The sequence below is a fragment of the Bacteroides fragilis genome, assembly GCF_019583405.1.
GTDB classification, from domain to species: domain Bacteria; phylum Bacteroidota; class Bacteroidia; order Bacteroidales; family Bacteroidaceae; genus Bacteroides; species Bacteroides fragilis_B.
In genome coordinates this window covers 14,073-39,601 of record NZ_SZUU01000013.1, presented here as the reverse complement: position 1 = coordinate 39,601, position 25,529 = coordinate 14,073, and the positions used below count along the sequence as shown (strand labels likewise).

Here is a 25,529-nt window from a genome sequence, read left to right as displayed (position 1 = left end):
AGGATGGAAAGGTGTTTGTATTTGTATGAAAAAACTCTTAAGCCTTTTCTGAAAAGACTTAAGAGTTTCTACTAAAAGACTTGGATGTTTCGAGGGAAACGTCTAAGTCTTTTTCACGGTTTTCACCACAGATTACACAGATTAACACGGATTTAAATTAAAAGATCAATTCCGGGAAAAATAAATTCTTGATCTGTGATAATCTGTGTAATCTGTGGTGGACTCTTCTCTGTGGTGAAATCAAGGTTCTCCCAAGTAATGCACTATCAGCCCGACTTCGCGCTTGAGGAAGCTGTGGCGGTATTTGTTGTAATTGACTTCGGACAGTGCCTGTGTCAGGGCGGTGTTTTTACGCATCCAGCGGTAGAGTTTCTGCAGGGCGAGCACCGGGTCGAGTCCCGGGCAGTAAAGTTGTGCAAGTTCGGCTTTGGTGTACGAGCGGATAATGAAATCGGCTTCGGTTGTGTCTTCTTCTTTTCTTTGGTTCATAGTTTTGATTATCTGATTGTTATCTACTGTAAATATACGAAAAAATACCCGGAATGCAGCGTGTTTTTATACTCTTTTTTCGTCAAACTTCGTCATCGGTCCTCTTTCCTTGTCATTGGCGCACCGGGGGTGTCGTATCTTTGGAATGTGATTGAAAAACAGATGTTTAACTCTAAAAAGAAAGTACGATTATGAGTAAAGAAGTTACGTATTCGGTAGTGGCGCGCAAGAACATGCTGAAGAAGGATGATCCCGCCAAGTATTATGCCCAGGCGCAGGCCAGCGGCGATGTGGGGCTGGACGAGATCTCGACCCGGGTGGAAAAGGCCTGTACGGTGCACTCGGCGGATGTGGTGGCGGTGCTGAAGGCGCTGGAGGATGAAATGGTAGACGGGCTGTCGAGGGGAGAGATTGTCAGGTTAGGGAATATCGGGACCTTTCAGGTGGGCCTGCGAAGCAGGGGAGCGGAGAAGGCGGAGGATTTCAAAGCGGCGAATATCAGCAAGGCGAGAGTGAACTTCCGTCCGGGGCCTGTGCTGGCGGATGCGATGAAGACGCTCAGCTTCAGCAAGGTGAGCACGCGGGCGGCGCAAAAGGGCGACGGCGGAGGAGGCGACGGGGGGATTGTGGATGACCCGACGGCATGATTTTCACCACGGAGGACACAGAGGACACGGAGGAGGAATTAAAACTCTGTGTTACTCTGTGGTGAAACAGAGTGGTGAAAATTAAAAAACTCTGTGTCCTCTGTGTACTCTGTGGTGAAATCTGTGGTGTAAACGTAAAACAACTTAATATAGCAAAACAACGATGAAGAAGTTACAAAAAATCTTGGAATGGGTGATTGCATTCCTGATGTTTCTCGGTGGGAGGAATGTCGAAAAATGAAGGAGGGGGTATGAGGAAAATCGACTTAATCGTGATTCATTGCTCGGCGACGAGAGAAGACCGGTGTTTTACGGAGTTCGATCTGGATGTCTGCCATCGCAGGCGCGGATTCAACGGGCCGGGATATCACTTCTATATCCGCAAGGACGGGAGGATTGTGTCTACTCGTCCGGTAGAGAAAATAGGGGCGCATGCCAAGGGGCACAATGCGACGAGTATCGGTGTCTGTTATGAAGGAGGGCTGGATGCAAGGGGGCGTCCCAAGGATACCCGGACGGAGTGGCAGGTGCATTCGATGCGGGTGTTGGTGAAAACGCTGTTGAAACAGTATCCCGGCAGCCGTGTGTGTGGCCACCGGGATCTGAGTCCGGACTTGAACGCCAATGGGGAGATCGAGCCCGAGGAATGGATAAAGCAGTGTCCGTGTTTTAATGTGATTGATGATAAAAAATTACATTGATGTTTTAAAATTGAATTTTAACCGCCATAATTGTTAATTGAATTAACTTTTATGGCGGTTTGGTTTTCATGGCATAAGTGTAACAAATAATTAATTAAATATATTTTATAAAATCATAGAGATGTTTTTTAATTCTGTTTTTGTCCGTAGCCGTAGCCATAGCCGTACTTCTTTCCATATCCGTAATAGCGGCCGTACTTGCCGTATCCATAATAATAGCCGTATTTCCGCTTTTTCATGTCGAGTCCGTTGATTACGGTACACAGGTTGGGGAGCTTGTTGCCCAGGCGAAGATCTTCGAGCAAGGTATAGTCGGCTTTATGCGTATAATCGGCACGGCATACATAAACGGAGAGATCGGCTACCCGTGCGATGATTTGGGTGTCGGTCACCATTCCGATGGGAGCGGTGTCGAGCACGATGTAATCAAAGTACTTTTTCAGGGTGTCGATGGCTTGCACCAACGCCTGACGTGCCAGCAGCTCGGTGGGGTTGGGCGGAACTGTTCCACCGGGGAGGATACTCAGGTTGGGTGATACCTCTGATGGTTGCACCATAGACATCAGGTCGGTGGTCTGCGGATTGGCCAGGTATTGAGTGATTCCTTTCTCCTTGTGCGAGAGATTGAAGACCTTGTTCAGTCTCGGCTTGCGGATGTCGAGTCCTACGATGACTACTCTTTTGCCCAGCAGCGAGAGGCTGATGGCGAGGTTGGAGGCCACGAATGTTTTTCCTTCACCACTGATGGTAGAGGTGACCAGGATGACTTTATTTTCTTCGCCCAACATGAATTGCAGGTTGGTGCGGATGCCCCGGAAGGTTTCCGCCATCAGGTCGTTTTCGTTTTCGCGGACGGCGATGCTTCCGTGTTTCCCGTCTCCTTCTTCAGCCAGGGGGATGTCTCCGATGATGGGAGCGGAGGTCAGCTTTTCTACATCGGCACGCCCTTCTATCCGGAATTGGAGTAGTCCCATGACATAAATGACAACCACGGGGATGCCTATCCCCATCAGGAGCGCGATCATGTAGACCGTCCTTGTCTTGGGGGAGACGGGACCGTTGTCGGCCATGGCTTCGTCTACGATCTTGGCATTGTTGGCAGTGGCGGCCAGCGCGATGGAGTTTTCTTCCCGTTTCTGGAGCAGCATCAGGTAGAGTCCGGCTTTGATTTCCTGCTGCCGGGAGATGCTGACGAATTGGCGTTCCTGCGCGGGCGCATTGCTGATGCGGCGGTTGAACTTGTTGGCCTGCCGGTCGAGGTCGGCTTTGGTGATCAGCAAACCTTTCTGAACGCTGTGGATGGTGGTCAGGATGTTTTCGCGCATGGCACGGATGCTGGTATCCAGATTAACGATCACCGGGTTGCTTTCCGAAGAATTGAGCAGCAGGCGGTTGCGCTGGAGCACCATTTCGTTGTACTGGCTGATAAGGGTGGACAGGGACTGGTCGGTCAGCCCCACGTTGACGGGCAACACGGTGTTGAGCTTGTCCGGAGCGGAGATATATTCGCCTAAGTAGCGTACCAGGTTGAGCTGGGTGCCGTTCTCCACCCGTTGTTTCTCGTAGGCGGAGTTTTCGCTGACGGCCAGTTGGGCATCGCTTGCCAGGTCGGTCAGTCCGGCATCCCGTTTGAAGTTTTCCAATTCCTTTTCGGTACTGAACAACTCGTCGTTGATGATGCGGATACGTCCGGCGATGAACTCTTCCGTTTTCTCCGCCACCTCGTTCTTGTCGTTGTTGGTGTTCCGGTTGTAGACTTCGATCAGCCGGTTGATGAAGTCCTCGCCACGGCGCTTGTTGGTGTTCTTTAAAGAGACGATGACGATAGAGGTGGTTTTGGACGTCGGTTCTACACTGAGTGCTCCCGCATAGCCTTTGGCTGTCCACAGGGGATTGCTGACAACGGCGGTGAGCGTCTGCGGTTCTTTGACGGTGACGGAGTCGTGGGCAAGGGTGAAAGTGAACGTTCCGGCCGGAGTGGCGAGCAGCCCCGGCAGTTTGGAGAACTTTTTACTGTAGGAGCTCTCTCCGATGGTGGCTTTCACGTCGAGCCGGTTGCCGGGCGACAGGGTGAGTTCGAACACGGCCGGCGCTGCTAACTTGTCCGCTTCTTGCGGAGTGAGTCCCACCAGTACCGGCGAATTTTTATAAAGTTCCGTTTCGTTGAAACTGCCTTTGGCTGTATAGGTGGTGTATAGGTTCAGTTCGCTGACCACATGCTTGACCAGCGTTTTGGAACGTAGTATTTCAATCTCGTTGTCGATGTTCGATACCGAGCTGACCAGACCCAGGCCTTCGAGCGCGGTGAGGTTTCCTCCGCTGTTGCCTCCTTTCTTATCGTCCTTGATGACTACGGAAGCCGAGATGTTGTAGACCGGAGTGGTCTGCCGGAGGTATAACCATGCTCCCGCCAGGCAGAGGATGATCGAAGCCACGAACCAGGGCCACCGGATGATGTAGCGGAACAGCATGGCGCGGAAGTCTGTTTTCTCTTCTTTTTCTTCGTATAGATCGTCGTATAAGTCTTCTTTCATTTTCGGGGTTTCTTTATTTGGCGATTGTAATGATTAAACTGGCAAGCGACACGAGCGTGCCTACCACGGAGAACCAGATGGTGGTGCTGGTGCTGATGTCGGCTGTTTTTGCCTTGGTCTTATTGGGGGTGACATACAGGATGTCGTTCTGTTGCAGGTAGTAGTAGGGCGATTGGATGATGTCTGCCCGGTTCATGTCCAGCGTGATGATGTGCTGGTGTCCGTCGGCGTCCTCGCGGATCAGGCGGACGTTGTCGCGCAATCCGTACACGGTCATGTCGCCTGCCATGGCAAGGGCTTCGAAGAGGTTGACCTTTTCGTTGCTGATGGTAAACGTGCCCGGACTGTTTACTTCGCCGATGACGGAGATTTTATAATTGGCCATACGGACGGTGACAATGGTGTTTTCTTTGATGTATCCTTTCAGCTTTTCTTTGATCAGACTTTCCGCTTCGCCTTTGGTCAGTCCGCCGATATGGAGAGTGCCCAGCACGGGGAAGTCGATGTTGCCCCGGTTGTCCACCAGATATTGCTGAAGGGCCGGCTGGCTGGTCAGGCTGTTCTGTGAGGCGCTGACGGGGGTTGCTACGGTGAGGTTGAACGGTATCGCCAGTTCGGGATCGCTGCACGATACGACGATGGTGAGCAGGTCCTTCGGCATGATGCGGGCATCATAAAGCCCGGCTTCCGCAACGGCACGCTGCACCTCTCCCGAGTCTTGCAGATAAGGCACTTTCTTGTAGGACTGGCAGGAAGCCAGCAGGATACAGGTTAACGTAAAAAAAAGTAGTCTTTTGGTCATTTATCTTAATTTTAGAATATTACTATATGGGGTGGCTTACCACAGAGGACACAGAGGACACGGAGTTTTTATTTTCCAGGTTTATAGAAAGATCTTAAATTCTTCCTCTGTGGACTCTGTGTCCTCTGTGGTGAACCCTTTGTTTTAATAAGCTTCTTTTTCTCCTTCTAACGCATTTCTTACGGTTTTATATATAATATATAGATCGAGCATGAAGGTCCAGTGCTCGATGTACCAGATGTCCCGTTGCACACGGCCTTCCATTTGCCACAGTTCGTGAGTTTCGCCGCGGAAACCGGTGACTTGCGCCCAGCCGGTGACGCCCGGTTTCACGAAGTGGCGGACCATGTATTGGTTGATCAGTTGTGAGTATTGTTCCGTATGTTTCAGCATGTGTGGGCGGGGGCCTACTACCGACATGTCACCCAACAGTACGTTGATGAATTGCGGAAGTTCGTCGATGCTGCTTTTACGCAAAAAGTTGCCGAAGCGGGTTTTACGCGGATCGTGCAAAGTGGCTTGCAGGGTGTCGCTCTGCGTGTTTACTTTCATGGAGCGGAACTTGTAGCACCAGAATTCCCGTCCGTCTTCTCCGCTTCGCCTCTGCTTGAAGAGGATGGGGCCCGGTGAGGTGATTTTGATGGTCAGCCCGACGATGATATAGATAACGGGGAAGAGTGTGCAAAGAAACAAGAGCGAGAAAGCGATGTCGAACACACGCTTCCTGAATCGATTCTCGGCGAAACTGAGCGGTTCCTGACGGATACAGAGTACGGGTACGTTGCCCAGGAGTTCGAAGTACATGCGGCGCTTGAGATAACTGCGCACGTTGGGGACGCTGAAAAAGCGTATCAGGTGATTTTCGCAATAATCGATGATGGGGAGAATCTCTTCGCTGCGAGCCGAGGGCAGGCAGCAATATACCTGTTCGATTCCTCCCTGTTTCAGGCGGTCTACCACCTTGTCGGGGTGTCCCAGGTAGCTCACCTTTTTGGGAAAGCGGTTGCCGGGCTGGTCGTCGAAGTAGCCGATGACACGAAATCCGGAAGTGACGTCGTCCGTCATTTGATGGTAGAGTTCGATGATGTTACTGTTGCTGCCCACGAGAATGATGCTGCGGGAGTTTCCTTCATGCTTGCGGTAGCATTTCAAGAGCCTGCGGAACAATAACCGGTAACAAACCAGCAGGAGAGTGAACGCAATGTAGAACAGTAAGAAAAAACGGGCGGAAAGGGTGCCGAAGTTTCCAAAGGTGAGTGCACAGGAAAAAAACAAGGCATGTCCCGCACTGTTGCGTAAGGCACGCCATACGATTTGTTCGGGACGCACTACACGGCGATGCAGTATGATGCCGGAAGATATATTGATAACCAGATAGCATAAATTGAGTAATACCAATACTTGGGGAAGTGAATGAGTAAATGGATCTGCAAAAAATCTGCTTCCCAATAGAGCGTACAAGGACAGAAAGGTGCCATTCAAGAGAATTAAGTCTCCGGTGAATACAATCCTTTTTATAACTTTATTGAATCGCAATACCTGTTTCATACTATACTTTTAGAAATGTTTGCGATAGTTGTTGTTAATGCTTGGATAACTATCATCTTGCTGTGTGCATTGCAATTTGTTCTCTTACTTATTAGGTAATAGAACAAAGCGATCCCTTACTTATTAGGTAATAGAATGTAGAATGACGAAAAGATATAAAATATGGCTTGGAGAGGTTAACTAAATATAAAACGGAGGGAAACTTATATAACTACAATGTAAAATTATTGCAAATTGTTAACTCCTGTTTGAGTAATTACATCAAACAGGAATTATGACTAATCTTTCTATTATATGAATAAATTATTTCAAACTGATATTTCAATTGATAATTATCCAATTTATTAGAAAAGAAATTATCATTTTGTTTATGACATTTCAATTTTTATCTCTACTTTTGCAGCGATAAAACAAACAAATCTGTTCTATTACCTAATAAGTAAGAGAACGATTTCTATCACTCTTCTTCTTCCTTCTTTAGTCTCACGGCAGCAATTACTTTTTTATTCGCATTACTCAGTGTTTTATTATCAAAAGAAGCCAGATAAATATATGTCACCTTTTCCGAAGCATGTCCCATGCCGGCACTGATCACTGAAACCGGAACCCCTTTCTGCAAAGCTGTGGTGGCCCAGCTATGGCGGGCTACATAAGAAGTGAGCGGGGTTTTTAGTTTAAGTATTTCAGATATCCTGTTGAGCCGTTTGTTATATACTCTCAGTGCGCTCCGGTATTGTTTATGCCCCTCTTCACCGGATGCATTGATGACCGGTAGCAGATAGATGGAGTCTGCACAGAGTGGTGCATATTTCCGGAAGATGGCTTTAGCACAGCTTTCTATGATGACTGTTAGTTGCTGTCCTGTTTTCTGACGGAAGTAGACCAGTGTTTTTTCTTTTAGGTCTGTTTTGCGCAGGTGTACCAGGTCGACGAATGGAATTCCACGCAGATAGAAACTCAGCAAGAAGAGGTCGCGGGCAAAATCGAGCTTACTGTTCTTCCCCAGATCGGCTTCCAGCAGGCGGGAGATGATGGAAGGCGAAATAGCCCGCTTGGCTGTGGGTTCGTTGCCGATGAAAACGTTCTCGAACAACTCCCGTGTATTGAGTGAAGCCAGGTTTTGCTCGATGGCCTGATTGCAAATGGAGCGTAACATGCGCATATAGAGTGAGATCGTATTATGTCTTTTCCCACTCAGAAACAAATACTGCTCGTACTCCTTGATGCTCTCGGGAGTGATCTCTTCAAAAGTAAGTGAATCTTTTCCTGCAAACTTCTGATAACTGTGCAGGGTGTAAATGTAAGTGTTGGCTGTACTGTAACGGCCACTTAACTTTGCCTTCTTGGCTAAAGATTTAATGAACTTTTCAATTTCCATTTTCTTGTTTTTTTTAGTGTGTTCAACAACAATGATTCTAATAAAAAAGATTTTGAGCGGTAAGGCAGAAAATTTGCAGGAAATTAGTAAAAAATCAATAGCCATAAAGTATAGACGAATGAAAGTGTCATAAATACCCAAATGGTCCGATGAAAAAGGAGAGTGAAAAAGTGTCCCGAATTTGGATGAATAGCCGTTCTTTCGTGGTGTATTAATCAATTAAAAACATGAAATTATGGTAATAGCTTATTTGAGAGTAAGTACGGAAAAACAGTTTTTAGCTAATCAGAAAGAAGAGATTTTGCGATTTGCAGAGAAAAATGGATTGTCGATCGACAAGTGGTACACAGAGACTATCAGTGGAAGCGTAAGCACAAAAGACAGGAAATTATCAGAATTACTGAAAAGGATGCACCCGGGGGATACACTGATTGTAACGGAGATTTCGAGGCTGAGCCGTACATTGCTCGAAATTATGACTATCCTGAATTTCTGTATCAAAAGGCAGGTGGTGCTTTACAGCACCAAAGAAGGCTATGTGTTTCAGGACGACATCAACAGTAAGGTGCTGGGATTTGCATTCGGGCTGATGGCGGAAATCGAAAGGAACCTGATTTCGATGCGTACCAAAGAAGCACTTGCACGTAGAAAACAGGAAGGAATGACTTTAGGCAGAAGAAAGGGGGATACGCCTAAAATTAAATTGCTGAGTGCCAACAAGCGGGTACTAACCAGAGAACTTGACAAAGGAACTACTTACTCGGAACTGGCGGAAAAAATGGGGGTGTCCAGAACAACATTGTTCCGGTTCATGAAAACGATGTATTAGTGAACAGGGATTCACCACAGAGTACACGGAGTACACAGAGGTTTTAATAGGGGGAAGAGAGAGTAAGAGAACGCATTGTCATTCGTTGTGAATGGATGAAGTTCTCTCTCTGTACTCTGTGTACTCTGTGGTGAAACTGTGGTGAATATGAGTTCATTCACTGTTTATTATTTACCGTTCATCGTCGATGATCGTTTATGAAGGCTTTTCAGTTCGAAGGAGAGCATGACCCGGAAGAAACCGATGATCAGGAAGGTGAATGCCAGCATATATACAACGTAGAGTGCGCCTACGGCCGGTTGCCAGAGGATGATCAGCGAACAAATGATGGCAAGGATGCCGAAGCCCATGTACCATCCCCACTCACGGGTTCCATAACGTTTCAGGTCCATGGAATAGCCTGTGGCGGAGAAACCGCGGAACATCATCCAGAAAGCGACAATGAACGGTATGACTTCCATGCTGAGCAATGGATAAGCTACCAGGTAAATACCTAAGATCAGGTCGATAATACCTCCTGCGAGATACCATCCCCAGGACGAGATGCTTCGCCGGTTGCTGATGGAAAAGATGATTTCGATAATACCACTGATCAGCATGGAGATGCTGAAGATAACGCTGAGGGCAATGTAACTGCTTCCCGGTGCAAACAGCAGGCAGAGAGCCACGATGATGTACAGAATACCTAAGATAAGAGATAACCACCAGTTTTTTACTGCGTGTTCCATCTCGTCGAATAAAGTTTTCATATCAATTCTATTTTTAGATTATTGTCCCACGTGAACAAAGTAAGCGTACCGATTGTTTAGAATATAGTAAATAAAACTTAGAGATAACAATTATGGCAACAACAAATTTCAAAGGACAACCGGTAAAGCTGATTGGCGAATTTATACAGGTTGGAAAGGTGGCTCCCGATTTTGAGCTGGTGAAAAGTGATTTATCTTCTTTCTCACTAAAAGATTTGAAAGGTAAAAATATAGTTCTGAATATTTTCCCGAGTATGGATACCGGTGTCTGTGCTACTTCGGTGCGTAAATTCAATAAGATGGCAGCGGGATTAAAGGACACGGTGGTATTGGCCATTTCGAAAGACTTGCCGTTCGCTCAGGGACGCTTCTGCACGACGGAAGGCATTGAAAACGTGATTCCATTGTCCGATTTCCGTTTCTCGGACTTTGACGAAAGCTATGGAGTGAGAATGGCCGACGGACCGCTTGCCGGATTGCTGGCACGTGCGGTGGTAGTGATAGGAAAAGACGGGAAAGTGGCTTATACGGAACTTGTTCCGGAGATTACTCAGGAACCTGATTATGAAAAGGCACTGGCTGCCGTGAAATAATCTGTGTAGGAGAAGATTTAGGAAAAAACAAAGTCCGTGTTCACTCCAAGGAGGTGGGAACACGGACTTTTTCATGTGGGATTGTTACTTCTTTTTAGTCATATCGAAGTCGAACTGTACTTTAGAAGTCGGTATAACCACATCTGCCAGTTTAATCTCGTCGGCAACGAGCTTCATCTTCAACTGATTGTTTTTGTAAGCGAAGCTGCCTTTTTCCGGAGAAGAAATGGTTACGGTTACGGTTACGGTTTGGTCTTTTCCACCTTCTACGGCAGAGGGCAACTGGATAGTCAGCGGTTTCGGGTCAAACGCAAGGTAGATACTGTCTTTCTCTGTATTGAGAGCCGGTTTGTAACCTACTTTGTACTTCACGTCACCAATGGCTTTGATAATGGCTTCTGCTTTGTCTTTACCCACAATAGAGATGATAAGGTCGTCAACCGGCAATTTGTCGAAGAAAACGGTATCATTCTTTACTGTCGCATTGACATCCTGTCCCTTGGGAGTTTCACCTTCGCCGGCATTCTCTCTGCCTGCAAGAGGAGTAATTTGGGTGATCAGTACTTTTCCGTTATAGGTGCCTGCCACGTCATTGGTCGACGGAGGAGGGAGCGGAGAGTTGTCATCGTTGTCACAAGAAGACAAGGTTACCACTGAAAAAGCAATCGCAAAAGCATAAAAAAGCTTGGATAGATTAAATTCTTTTTTCATTTTCTTAAACATTAAATTTGTTACATAAATCAGTCGTTCATCAACCAACTGTAAGGCCTAGGATTTGTTTTTTGATGAATTGTTGATTAACTGGTTTGGTGTACGTACAATAAGTAAATGCAGGGAATATAAAGATACTGCATGGAAGAGGAAAAAAAGAAAGTTTTTTTTTGAGGGAGGGATGAAGGCGGAGTTTTACCACAGAGTAACATGGAGTCTCACGGAGTAATATCGGGTGATAGAGAGTAGAGAGTGATAGAGAGTAATACAGAGTAATACAGAGTTCTTAGAGTTCACTGCCATTCGTTATCGATAGATTAAGTTCACTCTGTGTTGCTCTGTGTTACTCTGTGGTGAATGCTGATTCTTGCTGTGGAGGCACTATTTCTTTTTCTTCATTCCTTTGTAGATAAGGAAGCCGACGATGAAGACTCCGATGGCAATGAAGCAATAGCCCAGTTCGTGGCTGTATTCTGTTACTTTGGCAAGCAGTTGCTCTTCGCTTTCGATGCCGGGGACGGTAGACAGATAATATCCGATGGCGGCAAGGATGGTGTTCCATAGTCCTGCACCTAAGGTGGTGTAGATAAGGAAGGTGTGCAACTTCATGCGGGCGAGTCCGGCCGGGATGGAAATCAGTTGGCGGACTGCAGGGATCAGACGGCCGATGAAAGTGGACAGCGCTCCGTGCTTGTCAAAATATTCTTCGGCATGTTGCACTTTGGCTTCATCGATCAGGCACATGTGTCCGAAACGGCTGTTGGCGAATTTGTAGACGATGGGACGTCCCAGCCAGCGGGCCAGATAGTAATTGATGATAGCGCCGATATTGGCTCCTAAAGTGGCAAAGAGCACTACCAGGTAGATATTCAACTCTTCGTTGACTGCTGCTTTATAAGCTGCCGGAGGAACTACTACTTCGGATGGAAAAGGAATAAAAGAACTTTCAATGGCCATTAAGAGTGTAATGGTCCAGTAATTGAGGTGGTCTAAACACCACTGAATGAAGGCTACAGATTCCATTTGTTTAATTTAGATTGAATTTAATATAGTTTTGGTTTTTGATTTACCACAGAGTAACACAGAGGGCACAGAGTTTTTATTATCTTAGAAACTGTTTTGAATTTCTACAAATATCTTTTTTGATTGACTTTCGTCTATGCTTTGAGCGATTTTTCGGTCTATTTCGATTCTTTTAATCGTCAGATAGCTCGCTATCTTCCTCATAAAACAACCGAAATAGCCGCGAAAACTCATCTCAAATCATTAGACGATAAATTCAAACAGTTTCTTAGTTTATTAAGAAAAAGATTTCTCTGTGTCCTCTGCGTCCTCTGTGGTGAACTTGATTATTTTTCGTCTTTTAAGAAATCATCCAGTTCGCGGAGCATCTGCTCTCCATCCGCTCCCATTTCCAGGATCATGTTCCGAAGTGACTCGAGATTGATGGAGTTGCCACACATCTCGTTGTATTTCCTGAATCCTTCGTGGTCCTGGAGTACAAGACATACAGAAGCCAGTTGCTCGCAGACTTTGGGATATTCGGGATCTTCCTCCAATACTTGCTCGAAGCAAAAACGGGCATTTTCGAGCATACGGAACTCAAGGCTGTAGTTACCGATTTCCATCCACGTATCGGCTTCGGGGGCATAACGAAGGGCCAACGCCCATTCTGCACGGGCCTGATCGAAGTTGTTTTCTTCCATATAAATGCGTCCTTCGAGCAAGTAGGGCTCCGCATCCTGTGGAGCCAGTTCCTTGGCCAGCCGGCAAAGGCGGTGGGCTTCTGCCGAGTCGCCCAGATGGGAGGCGCAGGTAGCTTTGTTTGAATAAATATCGGACAGTAACGGAGAAGAGCCGTTACCGCTCTCTTCGATTGCCTGAAGGGCCAGGCGATAGCTCTCGGAAGCTTCTGCCCAGTTCTCCTGATGGGCATAAGCCAATCCGATAAACATGTAGGTGAATTCGGGAGAGAGCGTTTTATATTCCAGTGCTTTCTGATACTCTGCGATGGCTCCTTCGATATTTTCAAGGTGAAACAGACTGTGTGCTTTGATGATATGGGCTTCACCGAATTCTCCGTCAGCTGCGATAGCGAAGTCGCAGGATTCTACGGCCTTATCGAAATCTTTGGTGGCGAACTGACATTTGGCCAGGCCTACCCAGTAAGCCGGGTTGTACGGGTTCTTGTCGATCAGCTTGTTGTAGAAGAAGGTGGCTTTTTCTATATGTGCCGCTCCGGCTGCTCCGTAACAATCGGCGGTGGCTGCCAGAAAATCTTCGTCGTCCTTATATAGTTCTATCCCCCGCATAAGCCACTGTATACCTTTTTCCGGATAGCCTAAATCGGTATACAGGTAGACCACATCGACCAGGATGCCGAGTTCGTTTTTCTCTTCCTCTTCTATGCTGTCGAGCATTTGGTCGGCAGCGTCCAGCTTGCCTTCGTTCAGCAACAGTTCGGCTAAAAGCAATTTTACGTTGGCGGAGTAGGTGTCGGTGATAAGATCGGCCACTTCCCGGGCTTTCCGGGGGTGGTTGAGATCCAGAAACAGGTAAGCTTGTTCGACCATGAGGTCGGTATGTCCCGGATGGAGTCCGAGTCCGTATGTAATGACCTCCTGAGCTTCCTTGAACTTACGCTCGGAGGCGTATAGATCGGCAATATCGGCCAATTGGTCACCATCCAGGTATATCGATTCGTTTTTGGCTTTTACCGCTTCGTATTGTGCGATAAGGTTGTGTAATTCCCGCTCTCTTTCGGACGGGGAGTTTTTTCTGCCCAATTTAATTAGCAATTATACAGTTAATAATCATTTGATTCGGCGGGAGAAGGTATGTCATAACTCTTTTTACCACGGAGGACACAGAGTTCACAGAGGAAAAATTTATTTTCCCCGGAACCGGTTTTTAAATTAAAACTCTGTGTCCTCTGTGGTGAGTTTCGGCATACACTCCCTCCTTGCTCCAAAAAGTTATTTATTGATTTTTCCCCAGGTATCTTTCAGCCCTACGGTGCGGTTGAATACCAGATGTCCGGGGGCGGAATCTTTGTCGATATTGAAATAACCGATACGCTGGAATTGCAGGTAAGAGAGCGCGGGCATGTCGGCCACGTACTTCTCTATATAGCAATGGGGCAGTACGGTCAGTGAATCCGGATTGATCATTTCCTTCATGGCTTCGAGGGCATCGCAACCTTTGGCTTCGCGGATGGCTGCCATTTCGTCGCGCGGGTTTTCCACTTTCCAGAGACGGTCGTACAGACGCACCTCTGCCGGCAGGCAATGGTTGCAGCTGAGCCAATGAAGGGTACCTTTCACTTTGCGGTTGGCATCCGGCATACCGCTTCTGGTGTTGGGATCGTATTCGCAGTATACCTCGGTCACGGTGCCGTTCTCGTCTTTCTTGCAGCCTGTACATTTTACGATGTAGGCGTTCTTCAGACGCACTTCCTGTCCCGGAGTCATGCGGAAATATTTTTTCGGGGCATCTTCCATGAAGTCATCGCGTTCCATCCACAGTTCGCGGCTGAACTCGATGGTATGGCTTCCGGCTGTCGGATCTTCGGGGTTGTTGATGGCTTCCAGTTCTTCAACTTGTCCTTCGGGATAGTTGGTGATGATCAGTTTCACGGGGTTCAGTACGGCGGATACACGGGTGGCACGGGCATTCAGGTCTTCGCGTACGGCGCTTTCGAGCAGGGCGAAGTCGTTGAGTGCATCGTAAGTGGTGTAACCTATTTTATCGATGAACTTACGGATGGATTCGGGAGAATAGCCGCGACGGCGGAATCCGCAGAGGGTCGGCATACGGGGATCGTCCCAGTCGTTGACCAGGCCTTCTTTGACGAGGATAAGCAGGTTACGCTTACTCATCAGGGTATAATTGAGATTCAGTTTGTTGAACTCTGTCTGGCGGGGGCGGTTGTCGTCCAGATCCTTACCTTCTTTCAACCAGTCGATGAACAGATCGTAAAGAGGGCGGTGAGGTACGAACTCGAGCGTACAGAGTGAGTGGGTGACTCCTTCGAAATAGTCGCTCTGACCGTGTGCGAAGTCGTACATCGGATAGGCTTTCCATTGGGTTCCGGTGCGGTGGTGTGCCACATGCAGGATGCGGTACATGATCGGGTCGCGGAAGTGCATATTGGGGCTGGCCATGTCGATCTTGGCACGAAGCACCATGGAACCTTCCTTGGCTTCGTCGCTATTCATCTTTTCGAACAAGGCAAGGCTCTCCTCGATGGGACGGTTGCGGTACGGACTCTCGACACCGGGTTGGGTGGGAGTACCTTTCTGTTGTGCTATCTGTTCTGAGGTCTGTTCGTCTACGTAAGCTTTGCCTTCTTTAATCAGAGTGACGGCAAAGTCCCATAACTGCTGGAAATAATCCGAGGCATAATATACGTTGCCCCACTGGAATCCTAACCATTGGATGTCTTCCTGTATGGCTTCTACATATTCCATATCCTCTTTCGTCGGGTTAGTGTCGTCGAAACGAAGGTTGCACACACCGCCATGTGCGGCAGCGATGCCGAAGTCGAGACAAATAGCTTTGGCGTGCCCGATGTGCAGGTAACCGTTGGGTTCCGGCGGGAAACGTGTTTGTACTCTGCCTCCGTTCTTTCCTGCTTTCAAATCATTTTCTACTGCCTGTTCAATGAAATTAAGGCTTTTCTTTTCGCCTGCCTCTTCGTTTTTTATATCTGTCATATCTGTCATTATTATAAAAGCTCGTAGCTAATAAGTTGCTGCAAAAGTAGGATATTTTTTTTGTATAACCTTATTTCACGGGTATATATCCACTCTTTTTTATAATATCCTGTCCCTCGGGAGAGAGAATAAACTCGAGCAGGGGAGCGATTTGTGCTTTGTTCTTTACATCGTAATAATAATAGAGGGGGCGGACAATGGGATAGGTCTTGTTGGTGGCGTTCTCTACGGTGGGACCGGCATAGTGCTCGCCGTCATACGAAACGGACAGGGTTTTGATGCGTGGAGACACATAGGCGAGTCCTACGTAACCAATGGCACCTTTGGTCTGGCTGACCGACTGGATAATGGCTCCGGTGGCAGGCATGGAAAGGCTGCTACTCATATAATTCTTGTTCTTGAGGACGCTCTCCTTAAAGAATTCGTAGGTACCGGAAGAGGTCTCTCGGGAGTAAACCACGATCTTGCGGTCATCGCCTCCCACCTGTTTCCAGTTGGTTATCTTGCCGCGGAAGATGTCTTCGAGTTGCCGGCGGGTGAGTTGCTTCACCGGATTGGACGGGTGGACAACAACGGCAAGCGCGTCATAGGCAATGATCACTTCGTCTATGTCCCGTTTGGCAGCTTTGGCTTTCATCTTTTCGCTGAACTTAATGGGGCGTGAGGCCATGGCGATGTCAGTGGTATTATCCAACAGGGCGGAGATACCCACTCCTGTACCACCTCCGGTGACGGTGACACGGGCATCGGGTTCCCGGTTCATGAAGCGTTCGGCTGTTTGCTGGGCTACGGGCAATACGGTGTCACTGCCTTTAATGCGTTGGGCATTGGCATGCAGTGCTGCGAGGGAGAGGGCGGCGAATAAGATAGTTCTAACTTTCATATAATTGAGTTTTGAATTTGACTCACCACAGAGTACACAGAGTACACAGAGTACACAGAGTCTCACAGGTCTTTAATCTCTTGTTACAGTATTTTAGAGAAAACGAATTTCTCCGTGTACTCCGTGTACTCTGTGGTGAATCCTGTGGTGGATTCTATATTTATGTGCAAATAAAGCAATAGTGTATTACATTCTTGTTTCAAAACGTTCGATATTCCGCCTTGTAACACAAATGTAACACCTTTGAAACACTTCCTTCAAACGGTATTCACACATCCTTAATACTTACTCTGTTTCTTTGCATCATGAAAATCAGATGGTATGAAAAAGGTTTTTGAAAGGATTATAGAAGGAATTTTGACCTGTAGCGGATTTGTAACGAGTATTACGATTGTGCTGATTGTGCTTTTCCTTTTTACAGAGGCATTCGGGCTGTTCAGCAGTAAGGTTATCGAAGAAGGGTATGTGCTGGCACTGAACAAAGATAACAAGGTCAGTGAACTGACACCGATGCAGATTAAAGATGTTTTTGACGAAGAGATCACCAACTGGAAAGAACTGGGTGGTGAAGATCTGCCGATCCGGGTGTTCCGCCTGGAAGACATCACGCATTACTACTCGGAAGAAGAACTGGGAGAGGCATACGAAAATGCCGGGGCAAAGATTATGGAGTTGATTCAGAAGACGCCCGGGATCGTAGCTTTTATTCCTCAGAAGTTTGTAACTCAGCCGGATGCGGTGCATTTTATAAAGGATAATACCATTTCCGTGAAAGATGTGTTTGCCGGAGCGGAATGGTTTCCCACGGCAACACCGGCACCCCTGTTCGGCTTTCTGCCGCTGATTACCGGTACGCTTTGGGTGAGCCTGTTTGCCATATTGATTGCTTTGCCGTTCGGGCTGTCGGTGTCGATCTATATGTCCGAGGTCGCCAACCCGAAAGTGCGCGGTTGGCTGAAGCCGGTGATCGAGTTGTTGAGTGGCATTCCTTCGGTTGTATATGGTTTTTTCGGGTTGATCGTGATTGTGCCTCTGATTCAGAAGGTATTCGATTTGCCGGTAGGTGAGAGTGGACTCGCCGGAAGTATAGTGCTTGCCATCATGGCATTGCCCACGATTATAACGGTGACTGAAGACGCGATGCGTAATTGTCCCCGTGCGATGCGTGAAGCGAGTCTGGCACTCGGGGCTTCACAGTGGCAGACCATTTATAAAGTGGTGATCCCTTATTCTATTTCAGGCATTACTTCGGGGGTGGTGCTCGGCATCGGACGTGCCATCGGCGAGACGATGGCTGTTCTGATGGTAACCGGAAATGCGGCCGTGATTCCGACTACGATTCTCGAACCTTTGCGTACGATCCCTGCCACCATTGCGGCCGAACTTGGAGAGGCACCGGCAGGGGGACCACACTATCAGGCTCTTTTCCTTTTAGGAGTCGTGCTGTTCTTCATTACATTAATCATCAACTTTAGCGTGGAGTATATTTCATCTAAGGGCGTAAAACGTAGTAAGTAATATGGAAATACTGAATAATACAAGAGCTAAAAGGCGTTCGCAGGGCATCGCTTTCGGCATATTCCGGTTGCTGAGTTTATGCATTGTGCTGATTCTGTTTGCGATTTTAGGGTTCATCATTTACAAGGGTATCGGTGTCATCAGTTGGGATTTTCTCACATCGGCACCTACCGACGGGATGACGGGAGGAGGTATCTGGCCGGCTATCGTGGGCACATTCTATCTGATGACAGGCAGTGCGCTCTTTGCATTTCCGGTGGGAGTGATGAGTGGAATTTACATGAACGAGTATGCGCCGAAAGGAAAACTGGTGAGGTTTATCCGTGTGATGACCAATAACCTGAGCGGCATTCCGTCGATTGTTTTCGGTCTCTTTGGTATGGCTTTGTTCGTTAATTATATGGACTTCGGAGATAGCATTCTGGCCGGTTCATTGACATTAGGATTGCTTTGTGTACCTTTGGTGATCCGTACCACGGAAGAGGCGCTGAAGGCGATACCGGACAGCATGCGTGAGGGAAGCCGTGCACTGGGAGCTACCAAGTTGCAGACCATCTGGCACGTGATTCTGCCTATGGGGATGCCGAATATCATAACCGGACTGATCCTTGCCTTGGGACGTGTGTCGGGAGAAACGGCTCCGATCCTGTTCACGTGTGCGGCATATTTTCTTCCGCAGTTGCCGACAAGCATTTTAGACCAGTGTATGGCGCTGCCTTATCATTTGTATGTGATATCGACCAGTGGCACGGATATGGAGGCACAGTTGCCTTTGGCTTACGGGACGGCTTTGGTATTGATTGCGATCATACTCCTGGTGAACCTGCTGGCCAATGCTTTACGGAAGTATTTTGAGAAAAAAGTAAAAATGAATTAGTGACGGAGTACAACAAAAAAATATGGATACAACAGTGAAAATTGATGCGCGTGACGTGAATTTCTGGTATGGTGACTTCCATGCACTGAAGGGAATCAGTATGCAGATTGAAGAAAAATCTGTAGTCGCGTTTATAGGTCCTTCCGGATGTGGAAAATCTACTTTTCTGCGTCTTTTCAATCGTATGAACGATTTGATCCCTGCCATTCGCTTGACGGGGGAAATCCGTATAGATGGTGAAAATATCTATGACAAAGGAGTGCAGGTAGACGAACTTCGTAAAAACGTAGGCATGGTGTTCCAGCGTCCCAATCCTTTTCCGAAAAGCATTTTTGAGAATGTTGCTTACGGATTGAGGGTGAACGGAGTGAAAGATAATGCTTTTATCCGGCAGCGGGTGGAGGAGACCCTGAAGGGTGCCGCCCTTTGGGATGAAGTGAAGGACAAACTGAAGGAATCGGCTTTTGCTCTATCCGGCGGACAACAGCAACGCCTTTGTATCGCCCGTGCGATGGCTGTATCTCCTTCGGTGCTGCTGATGGACGAGCCGGCTTCGGCACTTGACCCTATTTCGACGGCAAAGGTGGAAGAATTGATTCATGAACTGAAAGAACGGTATACCATTGTGATTGTGACGCACAACATGCAGCAGGCGGCCCGTGTCAGTGATAAGACGGCATTTTTCTATATGGGACAGATGGTGGAGTTTGGCGATACAAAGAAGATCTTTACGAATCCGGAGAAAGAAGCCACCCAGAATTATATTACCGGACGATTCGGGTAACCTTTGATTTTTCGACGCAGATCGTCGAAACATGGTTTTATATTGTATATTTGCTTAATAATTAATTTAATACATAGAGTATGGTGAAGTTTATAGAATCAGAACTTGTTCTGCTGAAAAAGGAAATAGACGAGATGTGGACATTGGTTTACAATCAGCTGGATAGAGCAGGAGAGGCTGTACTGACACTGGATAAGGAACTGGCCCAGCAGGTGATTGTCCGTGAGCGCAGAGTGAATGCTTTCGAGTTGAAGATAGACAGTGACGTGGAGGATGTGATTGCCTTGTATAATCCGGTAGCCATCGATCTTCGCTTTGTGTTGGCCATGTTGAAAATCAATACGAATCTGGAGCGTTTAGGCGACTTTGCCGAGGGAATCGCACGCTTTGTCGTGAAGAGTGAAGAGCCGATTCTGGATGAGGAATTATTGAAACGACTCCGTCTGGAAGAGATGCAGAAACAGGTACTTTCTATGCTCGAGGTGGCCAAACGTGCGCTGAACGAAGAAAGTCTCGAACTGGCAACCTCGGTATTCGCTAAAGATAATTTATTGGACGAGATCAATGCGGAGGCTACGGCTGTTTTGGCAGAGTATATCAAAGAGCATCCCGAAAGCACTATGTCTTGCCTCAATCTGGTGGGAGTATTCCGTAAATTGGAACGTTCTGGCGACCATATAACGAATATTGCAGAAGAAATAGTCTTTTTCATCGATGCTAAGGTCTTGAAGCATAGTGGCAAGGTTGAAGAGCATTATCCCTCTAAATAATAAATCGCAAATTTTTAAACAAAAATTAGTGCTACTTAAAAAAATGTCATATATTTGTCTCCTGTAACGGTTCGGTTACAGGAGTTTTTTTTGAAATGATAATAAATCCAAAGAAAAATCAAAAAGATGTTATATGACATGTTTTTATATTTGGTTCATAACGAGAAAAGCACCTATATTTGCACCGTTATCCTGAAAACAATCTTTTTACCTTAAAAAAAAACTAATACCTATTGAAAACTGAAAAGCGGAGCTTTGTGAAAAGCCCCGCTTTTTTATGTTTATTCATTCACTCTCTCCCATTTTCTTTGTATCTTTGACCCCTGTTGATGCGCGTATGCATCTTTTGAATGGTAAATCCTAATATTAAAAATAGAACTATGTTTTCCGGAATCGTAGAAGAGTACGCTACCGTTGTAGCACTGGTGAAAGACCAGGAGAATATACATTTCACACTGAAGTGTTCGTTTGTAAACGAGTTGAAGATAGATCAGAGTATCTCGCACAATGGAGTCTGTCTGACTGTGGTCAGCATGGCGGAAGATACCTATACAGTGACTGCCATGAAAGAGACACTGGACCGCTCGAACCTCCGGTTGCTGAAGGTGGGGGACAAGGTGAACGTGGAACGCAGTATGATGATGAACGGACGTCTGGACGGACACATTGTGCAGGGACATGTGGATCAGACTGCCGAATGTATCGGTATAAAAGATGCGGACGGAAGTTGGTATTTCACGTTTAAATATGCTTTCGACAAGGAAATGGCTAAACGTGGCTATATCACCGTAGATAAGGGATCGGTAACGGTGAACGGTGTCAGTCTGACGGTATGCAATCCGACGGACGATACTTTCCAGGTAGCGATTATTCCATATACTTACGAGCATACCAATTTCCATACTTTTGAGGTAGGCAGTATTGTGAACCTTGAATTTGACATCATCGGCAAGTACATCAGCCGGATGATTCAATATAAATAGCAGGACCAGGTATGAACGACTTTCTGCAATTGGTAAATGCCCGGCAAAGTGACAGGGCCTATGATAAATCACGTCCTGTGGAACCGGATAAACTGGAACGTATCCTTGAGGCAGGACGTTTGGCACCTTCCGCATGCAATGCGCAGCCCTGGAAGTTTGTGGTAGTAACCGATCCGTTATTGGCGGAGAAGGTTGGCAAAGCTGCTGCGGGGTTGGGAATGAATAAATTTGCTAAAGATGCTCCCGTGCACATACTGATTGTAGAAGAGTCGGCTAACATAACGTCCAGGCTGGGCGGCAAACTGAAAGGGAAGCATTTTCCGCAGATCGATATAGGCATTGCGGTTGCGCACATTGTGCTGGCTGCCGAAAGCGAAGGGTTGGGATCGTGCATACTCGGTTGGTTTGACGAGAAAGAGGTGAAGAGCCTGACCGGTATTCCGTCTTCGAAACGTGTGTTGCTGGATGTGCTGATTGGCTATCCGGTGAAGGAGAAACGGAAAAAGATCCGAAAAGAAAGCGGGAAAATTATTTCTTATAACAGCTATTCATAATCTGAGTGATACAAAATGGGCTCTGCGGGTAGGAGACATAAAGAAAACCCATTTCAGACAAAAGAACAAACGAACACATAAAGAATCATCTGTCCTTTTGTTCTTTTGTTCTTATGTCTAAAAAAACTCTGTGAGACTCCGTGTTACTCTGTGGTGAAAAGAGTTTTGATACTGTCTCCTGTAGTGAACTACAGGTCTTTCAGCAGCACTTTGCTTGCCTTTTTATAATATTCCTCCCTTGAGTCGAGTAATACTTTCCACTGTTCGCTGAATTCCTCGTCTTTATCTACTTTGAAGTCTTCTGAGCCGTAAGTATCCAGCCGGTCGAGCAGTAAAGCAACGTTCAGTTGATTGATGTCGATGGAAGGCTGATATGCGATGTCTTCACTTTTCTGATCGGTCACAACTTCGTGGATCAGATGAATCTCTTGCAGTTGATAGAGTATCTGGTTGGTCAGCCGGATAGGGATGCGATGCTCTTCGGATATCTCTTCGGCGGTGTAAGGCGTTTCATTGTTTTCAAAACGTTTGGCTATAAGAGACATTATCAGGATAGAGATGAAGTCCCGGTAACGGCGACTGATATTCTGCGTGTCTCTGTCGAAACTGAAGTTACGGATATTCTGTCCGGCGTATGTCAGTTCGGCACCGAACAGGCAGATGGTCCATGATATTTGCAGCCATAACAGGAACATCGGCAGGGCGGCGAAACTACCGTAAATGGCATTGTACTTGGACACCCACAACTGGCTGCTGATGTACAGGAACTGAAATGCCTGGTAAGCGGAACCGGCAAGGATACCGGAAATCAGTGCATGCTTGAATTTTACCTTCGTATTGGGCATGAAGATGTAGAGTCCCGTAAACATCAGCCAGGTCAGCACGAACGGAATCAGGCGGATCAGGAATTTCAGGATAGGAGCAAGCAAAACAAAATCCGCCATACTCTTCAGCATAGTGCCCACAAAGATGGAAAGACCTCCCGATACCACGATCAGGATCGGCATCAGCAGGAACATTGAAAAATAATCGGTGATTTTGCGGTACATGCTGCGTCCTTTTTTCACTTGCCAGATGCGGTTGAAGGTGATTTCAATGTTACTGACCAGGTTGAGCACGGTCCACAACAACATGACCAGGCCGACTCCGATAAAAATACCGTTTTTGGTTTGTGACAGATACGAGTCTACGAATTGCAGGATAACATCCGTCGCTTCGGTGGAACCTCCGAAACCATCACGAAACTGGCTTTCCATCAAAGTGGAAACACCGAATCCGCGTGCAATGGCAAAGACGATGGCTAGGATGGGCACAATGGCGAGCAGTGTGCTGTAGGTCAGTGCTGAGGCTTTGTTTACGATGCGGTCTTTGTTGAAGCGGTTGACGCAGAGATAGATCGTTTTGATGATATTGTATATCGAGAACTTGGTGCGGGTGACTTCGCTTTCCGTAATCCGCCAGATATCATAGGTAATGAATTTCCATATATCGGAGAGACGCTGATTCATAGGTCTGTTATTTGAAATTAAAAAAAAGAAAAGCAGTCAGCCTGTAAGCCGAGTTCTGTACCCTGAATAAATCAAGGTGCCTGTCATTTATCTGAGTGGGGTGTCACCACACCACTTTAGCGGTCTACCCTCCGACATGGAGCGAGCAACTCTCATAACGCCGGTTTACATGACCTTACAACTCCTAAGACGTACAGCCCGATATGTCACCATACGGCTGGTGGGCTCTTACTCCACCTTCTCACCCTTACCTCTCCCCGGAGGGAGGGGCGGTTCTTTTCTTCTACGTTACTCTACCCTCACGGACAGCTTTCTGTTAGGAAGTAGGATGCTCTGTGTTGCCCGGACTTTCCTCCTGTACCGAAATACACGCGACAGACCGGCCAACTGCTTTGGTCAGCAAAAGTACAAGAATTATTTTGTTTGAGCAAACGGAAGGGAGGATTAGTTCGGTTCACCACAGAGGACACAGAGGGCACAGAGTTCTTTTTCACCACAGGATTACACAGGATTAACACAGATATTTTAATATAACTCTCAGTAGAATAAATTATTAATCTGTGATAATCTGCGTAATCTGTGGTGAATTTATGTCATTCGTGAAACTCTGTGGAACTCTGTGTTACTCCGTGGTGAACATCGTGTGAATCAATTTCAGCTCTTATTCTTAATATTTTTGAAAAAATATATCTAAAACGGAAATAGTTTCTATCTTTGCTAAAAATGTAACCCCCAAATCTTTCTTTCATGAAGAATATGACGCCCTTTGTATTGCTGCTTCTGGCAGTGTCCGCCTGTACAGGTATTCCTGAGAACAAGAAAAACGCACTTCCCCAAGATGTAGAACTGTTGTCCGGTGAAGTTCGCAACCGGTTCATTCCCGATAAGCGTGTCATCCTTTGGGATGTGGATTACGATGTATCCGGAAAGACGATTACCGTAAAGGGGGCGACTACCTCAGCGGAAGCTAAGTCGGCTTTGTTATCGGGACTGGAAGAGAAGGCTTATGAAGTGAGGGACAGCCTGCAACTGGTTCCGGACAGCGTGGCCCTGGAAGGAAAGATGTACGGCATTGTCAATCTCTCCGTATGCAATATGCGTGTAGAGGATGATTTCTCTTCGGAGATGACTACCCAGGCATTGATGGGAATGCCCGTTAAAGTGTTGCAACATCGCAACTGGTATCGCATCCAGACACCTGATAATTATATCGCATGGGTACACCGGGTAGGAATCCATCCGGTCACCAAAGCCGGGCTGGATGCCTGGAACAAGGCAGATAAAATTGTAGTGACGTCGCATTATGGGTTCACTTATCAGCAGCCGGATGAAAAGTCTCAATCCGTGTCGGACGTGGTAGCCGGAAACCGCCTGAAGTACGAAGGTACGCAAGGCGGATTTTATAAAGTCTCTTATCCGGACGGTCGGCAGGCTTATATCTCACGATCGATATCGATGCCCGAAAAGGAGTGGCGTGCTTCTTTGAAGCAAGACGCTTCAAGCATTATCCGCACCGCTTATACAATGATGGGGATTCCTTATCTATGGGCGGGCACTTCTTCGAAGGGAGTCGATTGCAGCGGCTTTGTACGTACCGCCTTATTTATGCACGATATCATCATTCCCCGTGATGCCTCTCAACAGGCTTATGTGGGCGAGCATATCGACATTGCTCCTGACTTCGGTAATGTTCAGCCGGGAGATTTGATTTTCTTCGGGCGGAAGGCCACTGCCGGGAAGAAAGAGCGTGTGGTTCATGTGGCCATTTATCTGGGTGATAAAAAGTTCATTCACTCACAAGGCGATGTCCATGTCAGCAGTTTCGATCCGTCGGATGCCGATTTTGATGAGTATAACCTGAATCGCCTGCTGTATGCAGTCCGTGTGTTGCCATCTATAAATAAGGAGGCAGCCTTAAACACCACCGTTACGAATCCGTATTATAACTAAACTCAA

23 protein-coding genes and 1 other RNA gene are annotated in these 25,529 nt (G+C 47.0%); 11 read left to right on the top strand and 13 right to left on the bottom strand.

The window, feature by feature from the left end:
- Nucleotides 1–240 precede the first annotated feature (240 nt).
- Nucleotides 241–489: a DUF4248 domain-containing protein gene (locus FDF36_RS19905; RefSeq protein ID WP_005820705.1), complete on the bottom strand. Its 249-nt coding sequence runs from the start codon at nucleotides 487–489 to the stop codon at nucleotides 241–243.
- A 191-nt stretch (nucleotides 490–680) separates the two neighbouring features.
- On the opposite strand from FDF36_RS19905, the gene FDF36_RS19900 reads away from it, so the two are divergent.
- Complete coding sequence (locus FDF36_RS19900; RefSeq protein ID WP_220392520.1) at nucleotides 681–1,136, top strand: HU family DNA-binding protein; 456 nt, start codon at nucleotides 681–683, stop codon at nucleotides 1,134–1,136.
- Nucleotides 1,137–1,387: 251 nt separating this feature from the next.
- Complete coding sequence (locus tag FDF36_RS19895; protein ID WP_220392519.1) at nucleotides 1,388–1,837, top strand: N-acetylmuramoyl-L-alanine amidase; 450 nt, start codon at nucleotides 1,388–1,390, stop codon at nucleotides 1,835–1,837.
- Between the two features lie 128 nt (nucleotides 1,838–1,965).
- On the opposite strand, the gene FDF36_RS19890 is transcribed toward FDF36_RS19895, so the two are convergent.
- The 4 genes from FDF36_RS19890 to FDF36_RS19875 form a co-directional block, all read right to left on the bottom strand.
- Entirely contained in the window at nucleotides 1,966–4,371 is a 2,406-nt protein-coding gene (locus FDF36_RS19890; RefSeq protein WP_220392518.1) for a GumC family protein, read from the bottom strand.
- Between the two features lie 13 nt (nucleotides 4,372–4,384).
- Complete coding sequence (locus tag FDF36_RS19885) at nucleotides 4,385–5,173, bottom strand: polysaccharide biosynthesis/export family protein (RefSeq protein ID WP_220392517.1); 789 nt, start codon at nucleotides 5,171–5,173, stop codon at nucleotides 4,385–4,387.
- 144 nt (nucleotides 5,174–5,317) lie between these two features.
- Nucleotides 5,318–6,721 (bottom strand): undecaprenyl-phosphate glucose phosphotransferase, encoded by a 1,404-nt coding sequence (locus FDF36_RS19880; protein ID WP_220392516.1) that lies wholly within the window; start codon nucleotides 6,719–6,721, stop codon nucleotides 5,318–5,320.
- 457 nt (nucleotides 6,722–7,178) lie between these two features.
- Nucleotides 7,179–8,099, bottom strand: coding sequence for a Tsr19 family tyrosine-type DNA invertase (locus tag FDF36_RS19875; RefSeq protein ID WP_220392515.1), 921 nt, complete (start codon nucleotides 8,097–8,099; stop codon nucleotides 7,179–7,181).
- 235 nt (nucleotides 8,100–8,334) lie between these two features.
- Between FDF36_RS19875 and mpi the strand changes: the two genes are divergently transcribed.
- Entirely contained in the window at nucleotides 8,335–8,928 is a 594-nt protein-coding gene (gene mpi / locus FDF36_RS19870; protein WP_220392514.1) for a serine-type multi-promoter DNA invertase Mpi, read from the top strand.
- A gap of 167 nt (nucleotides 8,929–9,095) precedes the next feature.
- On the opposite strand, the gene FDF36_RS19865 is transcribed toward mpi, so the two are convergent.
- Nucleotides 9,096–9,677, bottom strand: a complete 582-nt coding sequence (locus FDF36_RS19865) for an HdeD family acid-resistance protein (protein WP_220392513.1) — start codon at nucleotides 9,675–9,677, stop codon at nucleotides 9,096–9,098.
- Nucleotides 9,678–9,769: 92 nt separating this feature from the next.
- Here FDF36_RS19865 and tpx point away from each other — a divergent pair, with 92 nt between their 5' ends.
- Nucleotides 9,770–10,270, top strand: a complete 501-nt coding sequence (tpx, locus tag FDF36_RS19860) for a thiol peroxidase (RefSeq protein WP_005779853.1) — start codon at nucleotides 9,770–9,772, stop codon at nucleotides 10,268–10,270.
- Between the two features lie 84 nt (nucleotides 10,271–10,354).
- Here tpx and FDF36_RS19855 read toward each other — a convergent pair whose 3' ends face one another.
- The 5 genes from FDF36_RS19855 to FDF36_RS19835 all read right to left on the bottom strand — a co-directional run bounded on the left by FDF36_RS19855 (nucleotide 10,355) and on the right by FDF36_RS19835 (nucleotide 16,579).
- Nucleotides 10,355–10,981 carry a DUF4840 domain-containing protein gene (locus FDF36_RS19855; protein ID WP_220392512.1) on the bottom strand — a complete coding sequence of 209 codons (627 nt, stop codon included), beginning with the start codon at nucleotides 10,979–10,981 and terminating at the stop codon, nucleotides 10,355–10,357.
- 381 nt (nucleotides 10,982–11,362) lie between these two features.
- The gene (locus FDF36_RS19850; RefSeq protein WP_005806806.1) at nucleotides 11,363–12,004 is read right to left on the bottom strand and encodes a DedA family protein; all 642 of its coding nucleotides are present in this window, start codon (nucleotides 12,002–12,004) and stop codon (nucleotides 11,363–11,365) included.
- Between the two features lie 326 nt (nucleotides 12,005–12,330).
- Complete coding sequence (locus FDF36_RS19845; RefSeq protein ID WP_220392511.1) at nucleotides 12,331–13,767, bottom strand: tetratricopeptide repeat protein; 1,437 nt, start codon at nucleotides 13,765–13,767, stop codon at nucleotides 12,331–12,333.
- 189 nt (nucleotides 13,768–13,956) lie between these two features.
- Nucleotides 13,957–15,696, bottom strand: coding sequence for a glutamine--tRNA ligase/YqeY domain fusion protein (locus FDF36_RS19840; RefSeq protein WP_220392510.1), 1,740 nt, complete (start codon nucleotides 15,694–15,696; stop codon nucleotides 13,957–13,959).
- Nucleotides 15,697–15,766: 70 nt separating this feature from the next.
- Nucleotides 15,767–16,579 carry a PstS family phosphate ABC transporter substrate-binding protein gene (locus FDF36_RS19835; protein WP_220392509.1) on the bottom strand — a complete coding sequence of 271 codons (813 nt, stop codon included), beginning with the start codon at nucleotides 16,577–16,579 and terminating at the stop codon, nucleotides 15,767–15,769.
- 321 nt (nucleotides 16,580–16,900) lie between these two features.
- On the opposite strand from FDF36_RS19835, the gene pstC reads away from it, so the two are divergent.
- The 6 genes from pstC (at nucleotide 16,901) to FDF36_RS19805 (ending at nucleotide 22,065) form a co-directional block, all read left to right on the top strand.
- Nucleotides 16,901–18,097: a phosphate ABC transporter permease subunit PstC gene (pstC, locus tag FDF36_RS19830; RefSeq protein ID WP_195317500.1), complete on the top strand. Its 1,197-nt coding sequence runs from the start codon at nucleotides 16,901–16,903 to the stop codon at nucleotides 18,095–18,097.
- 1 nt (nucleotide 18,098) lies between these two features.
- Nucleotides 18,099–18,974 carry a phosphate ABC transporter permease PstA gene (gene pstA / locus FDF36_RS19825; RefSeq protein WP_005820686.1) on the top strand — a complete coding sequence of 292 codons (876 nt, stop codon included), beginning with the start codon at nucleotides 18,099–18,101 and terminating at the stop codon, nucleotides 18,972–18,974.
- A 22-nt stretch (nucleotides 18,975–18,996) separates the two neighbouring features.
- Entirely contained in the window at nucleotides 18,997–19,758 is a 762-nt protein-coding gene (gene pstB, locus FDF36_RS19820; protein WP_195317499.1) for a phosphate ABC transporter ATP-binding protein PstB, read from the top strand.
- An 80-nt stretch (nucleotides 19,759–19,838) separates the two neighbouring features.
- Entirely contained in the window at nucleotides 19,839–20,528 is a 690-nt protein-coding gene (phoU, locus tag FDF36_RS19815; protein WP_220392508.1) for a phosphate signaling complex protein PhoU, read from the top strand.
- A gap of 380 nt (nucleotides 20,529–20,908) precedes the next feature.
- Nucleotides 20,909–21,511 (top strand): riboflavin synthase, encoded by a 603-nt coding sequence (locus FDF36_RS19810; protein ID WP_005806793.1) that lies wholly within the window; start codon nucleotides 20,909–20,911, stop codon nucleotides 21,509–21,511.
- Nucleotides 21,512–21,522: 11 nt separating this feature from the next.
- On the top strand, nucleotides 21,523–22,065 hold the full coding sequence (locus FDF36_RS19805; protein ID WP_220392507.1) for a nitroreductase family protein: 543 nt from the start codon (nucleotides 21,523–21,525) through the stop codon (nucleotides 22,063–22,065).
- Between the two features lie 188 nt (nucleotides 22,066–22,253).
- Here the strand turns inward: FDF36_RS19805 and FDF36_RS19800 are convergent, their stop codons facing one another.
- Both FDF36_RS19800 and rnpB read right to left on the bottom strand, forming a co-directional pair.
- Nucleotides 22,254–23,573 carry a YihY/virulence factor BrkB family protein gene (locus FDF36_RS19800; RefSeq protein ID WP_005779824.1) on the bottom strand — a complete coding sequence of 440 codons (1,320 nt, stop codon included), beginning with the start codon at nucleotides 23,571–23,573 and terminating at the stop codon, nucleotides 22,254–22,256.
- Nucleotides 23,574–23,601: 28 nt separating this feature from the next.
- An RNA gene (gene rnpB / locus FDF36_RS19795) (RNase P RNA component class A) lies at nucleotides 23,602–23,964 on the bottom strand.
- A gap of 356 nt (nucleotides 23,965–24,320) precedes the next feature.
- Between rnpB and FDF36_RS19790 the strand changes: the two genes are divergently transcribed.
- Nucleotides 24,321–25,523: a C40 family peptidase gene (locus FDF36_RS19790; RefSeq protein WP_220392506.1), complete on the top strand. Its 1,203-nt coding sequence runs from the start codon at nucleotides 24,321–24,323 to the stop codon at nucleotides 25,521–25,523.
- The last annotated feature ends 6 nt before the right edge of the window (nucleotides 25,524–25,529 follow it).

What these genes read in the sequence shown, in the direction of transcription:
- FDF36_RS19890 (WP_220392518.1), bottom strand. Translation starts at nt 4,371, where the DNA reads ATGAAAGAAGACTTATACGACGATCTATACGAAGAAAAAGAAGAGAAA.
- FDF36_RS19895 (WP_220392519.1), top strand. Translation starts at nt 1,388, where the DNA reads ATGAGGAAAATCGACTTAATCGTGATTCATTGCTCGGCGACGAGAGAA.
- FDF36_RS19790 (WP_220392506.1), top strand. Translation starts at nt 24,321, where the DNA reads ATGAAGAATATGACGCCCTTTGTATTGCTGCTTCTGGCAGTGTCCGCC.
- FDF36_RS19885 (WP_220392517.1), bottom strand. Translation starts at nt 5,173, where the DNA reads ATGACCAAAAGACTACTTTTTTTTACGTTAACCTGTATCCTGCTGGCT.
- FDF36_RS19800 (WP_005779824.1), bottom strand. Translation starts at nt 23,573, where the DNA reads ATGAATCAGCGTCTCTCCGATATATGGAAATTCATTACCTATGATATC.
- FDF36_RS19835 (WP_220392509.1), bottom strand. Translation starts at nt 16,579, where the DNA reads ATGAAAGTTAGAACTATCTTATTCGCCGCCCTCTCCCTCGCAGCACTG.
- FDF36_RS19840 (WP_220392510.1), bottom strand. Translation starts at nt 15,696, where the DNA reads ATGACAGATATAAAAAACGAAGAGGCAGGCGAAAAGAAAAGCCTTAAT.
- FDF36_RS19905 (WP_005820705.1), bottom strand. Translation starts at nt 489, where the DNA reads ATGAACCAAAGAAAAGAAGAAGACACAACCGAAGCCGATTTCATTATC.
- FDF36_RS19850 (WP_005806806.1), bottom strand. Translation starts at nt 12,004, where the DNA reads ATGGAATCTGTAGCCTTCATTCAGTGGTGTTTAGACCACCTCAATTAC.
- pstA (WP_005820686.1), top strand. Translation starts at nt 18,099, where the DNA reads ATGGAAATACTGAATAATACAAGAGCTAAAAGGCGTTCGCAGGGCATC.
- tpx (WP_005779853.1), top strand. Translation starts at nt 9,770, where the DNA reads ATGGCAACAACAAATTTCAAAGGACAACCGGTAAAGCTGATTGGCGAA.
- phoU (WP_220392508.1), top strand. Translation starts at nt 19,839, where the DNA reads ATGGTGAAGTTTATAGAATCAGAACTTGTTCTGCTGAAAAAGGAAATA.
- mpi (WP_220392514.1), top strand. Translation starts at nt 8,335, where the DNA reads ATGGTAATAGCTTATTTGAGAGTAAGTACGGAAAAACAGTTTTTAGCT.
- FDF36_RS19875 (WP_220392515.1), bottom strand. Translation starts at nt 8,099, where the DNA reads ATGGAAATTGAAAAGTTCATTAAATCTTTAGCCAAGAAGGCAAAGTTA.
- FDF36_RS19855 (WP_220392512.1), bottom strand. Translation starts at nt 10,981, where the DNA reads ATGAAAAAAGAATTTAATCTATCCAAGCTTTTTTATGCTTTTGCGATT.
- FDF36_RS19865 (WP_220392513.1), bottom strand. Translation starts at nt 9,677, where the DNA reads ATGAAAACTTTATTCGACGAGATGGAACACGCAGTAAAAAACTGGTGG.
- FDF36_RS19810 (WP_005806793.1), top strand. Translation starts at nt 20,909, where the DNA reads ATGTTTTCCGGAATCGTAGAAGAGTACGCTACCGTTGTAGCACTGGTG.
- FDF36_RS19880 (WP_220392516.1), bottom strand. Translation starts at nt 6,721, where the DNA reads ATGAAACAGGTATTGCGATTCAATAAAGTTATAAAAAGGATTGTATTC.
- FDF36_RS19900 (WP_220392520.1), top strand. Translation starts at nt 681, where the DNA reads ATGAGTAAAGAAGTTACGTATTCGGTAGTGGCGCGCAAGAACATGCTG.
- pstC (WP_195317500.1), top strand. Translation starts at nt 16,901, where the DNA reads ATGAAAAAGGTTTTTGAAAGGATTATAGAAGGAATTTTGACCTGTAGC.
- pstB (WP_195317499.1), top strand. Translation starts at nt 18,997, where the DNA reads ATGGATACAACAGTGAAAATTGATGCGCGTGACGTGAATTTCTGGTAT.
- FDF36_RS19805 (WP_220392507.1), top strand. Translation starts at nt 21,523, where the DNA reads ATGAACGACTTTCTGCAATTGGTAAATGCCCGGCAAAGTGACAGGGCC.